Consider the following 4,508-nt stretch of genomic DNA (forward strand, 5'->3'; position numbering starts at 1 on the left):
CGACCTGCGGGCGTCGGCGCTGGACGCCGAGGCGGCCCGGCGGGAGCTGGGCTGGAAGCCGGAGACCGACCTGGCCGAGGGCGTGCGCCGCACCGTGGAGCACATCCGGGCCACCCAGGGGTCGGACGCCACCCCGACCACCGGGCCGGGGAGCGCGACGTCACCCCATCCGGTCGCGTCCGGGGCCGCCTCTCCCGCCACGGCATGGAAGACCAGCCGCGACCCGCTACGATGAGCACGGCGTCGCGCCCGAATCCGGGGAGAGTCAGGTGAGCTACGAAGACGTCTGGGTGGTGATCCCGGTCTACAACGAGGACCGTGTGATCGCCGATGTCGTCGAACACGTCCGTGCGACGTTCCCCAACGTCGTCTGCGTCGACGACGGCTCGCACGACGACTCGGCCGGGCGCGTGGCGAGCACGGGGGCGCACCTGGTGCGGCACCCGATCAACCTCGGTCAGGGGGCGGCGCTGCAGACCGGTCTGTCCTACGCGCTGTCCCGCCCCGGGGCGCAGTACTTCCTCACCTTCGACGCCGACGGCCAGCACCAGGTCACCGACGCCGAACGGATGGTCGAGGTGGCCCGCGCCGGGGACGCCGACGTGGTGCTCGGGTCCCGCTTCCTCGAACAGGCCGAGGACGTGCCCTGGATCAAGCGGGTCGTGCTGCGCACGGCGGCGGTGCTCAGCCGCAACGTGCGCAAGCTCCGGCTGACCGACGCGCACAACGGCCTGCGGGTGTTCGCCCGTCCGGCCGCGGAACGCCTGCACATCAGTATGAACGGGATGGCCCACGCCTCGGAGATCGTGTCGTTCCTGGCCAACCACGACTTCCGGGTCCGTGAGGTGCCGGTGCAGATCCTCTACACCGACTACTCGAAGGCCAAGGGCCAGTCGCTGATCAACGGCGTGAACATCCTGTTCGACTTCTCGCTGCGCAACCGGAGGTGATCGGCATGTGGGCGCAGGTCGTCCTGCTGGCGGCGGTCGCGGGGATCTTCCTCTACTTCGTCAGCCGTCGGCACAACGTCCGCATGCAGGCGGGCAAACGGATCGGCTTCTTCGGCTTCCTCGCGTTCGCCGTGTACGCGGTCCTGTTCCCCGGGCACGTCACGCTGCTCGCGCACGCACTCGGCATCGGCCGTGGTGCGGACCTGCTGCTGTACATGCTGGTGGTGGCGTTCCTGTTCGGCATGCTGAACACCTATCTGCGCTTCCGCGGCACCACGCAGCAGATCACCGAACTGGCCCGGACGCTGGCGATCCGGGAGGCGGAGCTGGTCAACCACCAGCGCGGCGTGATGCGGGGCGAGCAGGTGCACAGCCCGGTCGCCGCCACGACGGCGGCCACGGCCGAGACCACGGACATGGCGGAGACCACGGACGCGGCCGGGGCCACGGACATGGCCGGGACCACGGACAGCGCGGTTCCGGCGGAGGATTCGGTCCACCCCGCCGAGCCGGGTGTGGAGACCGGGACCACGGAGCCCACCGGGGCGGCCACGGATCCGGCCGGGGCACCCACGGACACCTCGGCCCCGGTCCCGGTCACCACGCCGGAGAACCGCTGACGACGCGGCTCAGGTGAGCAGTTCGGCGACCAGCAGGCCCACCCCGGCCAGCGCCCCCACGACCACCCCGGCGGAGAGCAGCTTGTGCCGCTTCTCCCGGTCGGCCCGCAGTTCCTCCTCGGTGCGGGTGGAGACGATGAAGTGCCCGTCCTTCTCCGGTTTCCCGATCACCAGCGGGCCGATCCTGTCGTGCACCTCGCCCAGGATGTAGAGCCGCTGCCCCGGGCGGATGACCCACTCCTGGTACTCGTACCCGAGCGTCGTGTCCCCACCACCGATCAGGTTGGGCAGGTTGATCCCGAACAGTTCGACACCGCCCTCCCGCGAGTGGTGCGGCTCGAACCGGTTGACCGTCTGTTCCGGCGCGTCCGGCTGCGTCCCGTTCGGGTCGACACCGATGGTGCGCCCCTCCTGGTCGATCACCGCATACCCCTGCGGCGAGGTGTGGTCCACGACGTTCTCGGTGCGCTTCTCGCGGTGCTGCCTGCCGTCCCGGTACTCGATCTTCTCGTACTGCCGGTCGACGCGGTAGCGGTACCAGACGCACTCGGTCTTGGTCAGTTCCGCGGTCAGCAGTCCCTCCGGCCGCGGGTGCGCCGCCCCGACGACCTCGGCGACCCGACGGAACGCGCCCTTGCCGCCCACCTCGTCGGAGATCGAACGGTACTGCTCCAGCTCGGGGATCGAGAGCGTCTCCGTGCCGATCATGGAGTGCAGTTCGCTCCGCGTGTGGCGCATGTAGAAGAACGCGACAACAGCGGCGGCCAGGAGCAGAACGCCCGCGACCCACATCGCCGATCACCCCCAGTGACATTTCGTTGTTTTCAGGTGTGCCCTGCCGGTCTCACTCCCACTCGATCGTGCCCGGCGGCTTGCTCGTCACGTCGAGCACGACCCGGTTCACCTCGGCGACCTCGTTCGTGATGCGCGTGGAGATCCGTTCGAGCACGTCGTAGGGTATCCGGGCCCAGTCGGCGGTCATCGCGTCCTCGCTCGACACCGGACGCAGCACCACGGGATGGCCGTAGGTGCGGCCGTCCCCCTGCACCCCGACGCTGCGCACGTCGGCGAGCAGCACCACGGGGCACTGCCAGATGTCGCTGTCCACCTCCGCCGAGCCGAGCTCCTCCCGCGCGATCGCGTCGGCGGCCCGCAGGGTCTCCAGCCGGTCGGACGTGACACTGCCGATGATGCGGATCGCCAGGCCCGGCCCGGGGAACGGCTGACGGTGCACGATCGTCTCGGGCAGGCCCAGCTCCAGCCCGACCCGGCGCACCTCGTCCTTGAACAGCAGCCGCAACGGCTCCACCAGCCCGAACTGCAGGTCCTCGGGGAGCCCGCCCACGTTGTGATGGCTCTTGATGTTCGACGCGCCCGTGCCGCCGCCGGACTCCACGACGTCCGGGTAGAGCGTGCCCTGCACCAGGTACTCGACGTCGCCGCGCGCCTTGAGGTCACGGGCGGCCTGCTCGAAGACGCGGATGAACTCCCGGCCGATGATCTTGCGCTTCTGCTCGGGGTCGGACACCCCGGCCAGCGCGTCCAGGAACTGCTCCCGCGCGTCCACGGTGACCAGCTTCACCCCGGTGGCGGCGACGAAGTCGCGTTCGACCTGGGCCCGCTCACCCGCGCGCAGCAGGCCGTGGTCGACGAACACGCACGTCAGCCGCTCACCGATCGCGCGCTGCACCAGTGCGGCCGCCACGGCGGAGTCCACCCCGCCGGACAGGCCGCAGATCGCGTGCCCGTCCCCGATCTGTGCCCGGATGCGGGCCACCTGCTCGTCCACGATGGAGGCGGTGGTCCACCGGGGGCGGATGCCGGCGACGTCGTGCAGGAACCGGCGCAGCACCTCCTGCCCGTGCGGGGAGTGCGCCACCTCGGGGTGGTACTGCACGCCGGCGAGCCCGCGCCCGGTGTCCTCGAACCCGGCCACGGGGGCGCCGTCGCTGGTCGCGGTGACCTCGAAGCCCTCGGGCGCCCCGGTCACGCAGTCGCCGTGGCTCATCCACACCGGGTGTTTGGCGGGCAGCGCCTCGTGCAGCGCCCCGCCGGTGACGCCGACCTCGGTGCGGCCGTACTCCCGGGTGCCGGTGTGCTCGACCGTGCCGCCGAGGGCACGGGCCATCGCCTGGAAGCCGTAGCAGATCCCGAGCACCGGCACCCCGGTGTCGAACAGGGCGGGGTCCACCGCCGGGGCCCCGTCGGCGTAGACACTGGCCGGCCCGCCGGAGAGGATGATCGCGGCCGGTTGCCGGGCGACGAGCTCGTCGACCGGGGTGGTGTGCGGGACGACCTCCGAGTACACCTGGGCCTCCCGCACCCGGCGGGCGATGAGCTGCGCGTACTGCGCGCCGTAGTCCACCACGAGCACGGGGCCCACGGAACCGTCTGCCACTGCCGGTCTCCTCACCGATCGTCTCTCCGCACACCGACACACCCATCGTCCCAGGCCAACCGTCGCGCGGTGCCCCCAGGTCACGGTTACCGTGCGGTCCATGGAGGGTATGGACACCATCACACCGCGTCCGCGGCCGATGTGGCTCGCGGGCCGCGCCGAGGACGGCGACGACACCCGCCCCGTCACCCACCCCCACGACGCCACCGAGATCGCCACCGTGGCCGTGGCCGACACCGCCACCACCGACCGCGCGGTCACCGAGGTGGCGCGTTTCGCGGGCGGAATGCGGTCCTGGCCGGTCGCCGACCGGGCCGCCGCCCTCGACACCGTGGCCGAGACGCTCGCCGGGCGGGGTGACGAACTCGCCGAGATCGTCACGGCCGAGTCCGGCAAACCACTCCGCCACGCCGAGACGGAGGTCGCCCACGCCGTGGCCACCCTGCGGGCGGGAGCGCGTTCCGCGGGCGAAACGCGCCACCTGGACGGCCGCACCGACGACGGCGGGCTGACCCTGACGCGCCGGGTGCCGCGGGGGCC

At 71.7% G+C, this 4,508-nt stretch carries 5 protein-coding genes and 1 pseudogene; 4 read left to right on the plus strand and 2 right to left on the minus strand.

Going from position 1 to position 4,508, the window contains the following annotated elements:
* The 3 genes and pseudogenes from ACTIR_RS26840 to ACTIR_RS24040 form a co-directional block, all read left to right on the plus strand.
* Window positions 1-235 (plus strand): annotated as a pseudogene (locus tag ACTIR_RS26840) (UDP-glucose 4-epimerase); the annotation flags it as partial.
* Between the two features lie 34 nt (window positions 236-269).
* The gene (locus ACTIR_RS0117450; protein ID WP_026455246.1) at window positions 270-950 is read left to right on the plus strand and encodes a glycosyltransferase family 2 protein; all 681 of its coding nucleotides are present in this window, start codon (window positions 270-272) and stop codon (window positions 948-950) included.
* 5 nt (window positions 951-955) lie between these two features.
* Window positions 956-1,570: a DUF2304 domain-containing protein gene (locus tag ACTIR_RS24040; protein ID WP_034240726.1), complete on the plus strand. Its 615-nt coding sequence runs from the start codon at window positions 956-958 to the stop codon at window positions 1,568-1,570.
* 9 nt (window positions 1,571-1,579) lie between these two features.
* Here the strand turns inward: ACTIR_RS24040 and ACTIR_RS0117460 are convergent, their stop codons facing one another.
* Window positions 1,580-2,362 carry an E3 ubiquitin ligase family protein gene (locus ACTIR_RS0117460; protein WP_026455247.1) on the minus strand — a complete coding sequence of 261 codons (783 nt, stop codon included), beginning with the start codon at window positions 2,360-2,362 and terminating at the stop codon, window positions 1,580-1,582.
* A 52-nt stretch (window positions 2,363-2,414) separates the two neighbouring features.
* Window positions 2,415-3,968 carry a glutamine-hydrolyzing GMP synthase gene (gene guaA / locus ACTIR_RS0117465; RefSeq protein WP_026455248.1) on the minus strand — a complete coding sequence of 518 codons (1,554 nt, stop codon included), beginning with the start codon at window positions 3,966-3,968 and terminating at the stop codon, window positions 2,415-2,417.
* Between the two features lie 100 nt (window positions 3,969-4,068).
* Between guaA and ACTIR_RS24045 the strand changes: the two genes are divergently transcribed.
* A partial coding sequence (locus tag ACTIR_RS24045) for an aldehyde dehydrogenase family protein (protein WP_154663806.1) occupies window positions 4,069-4,508 on the plus strand: 440 nt, incomplete at its 3' end.

The sequence above is a fragment of the Saccharomonospora iraqiensis subsp. iraqiensis genome (assembly GCF_000430445.1).
GTDB classification, from domain to species: Bacteria; Actinomycetota; Actinomycetes; order Mycobacteriales; family Pseudonocardiaceae; genus Saccharomonospora; species Saccharomonospora iraqiensis.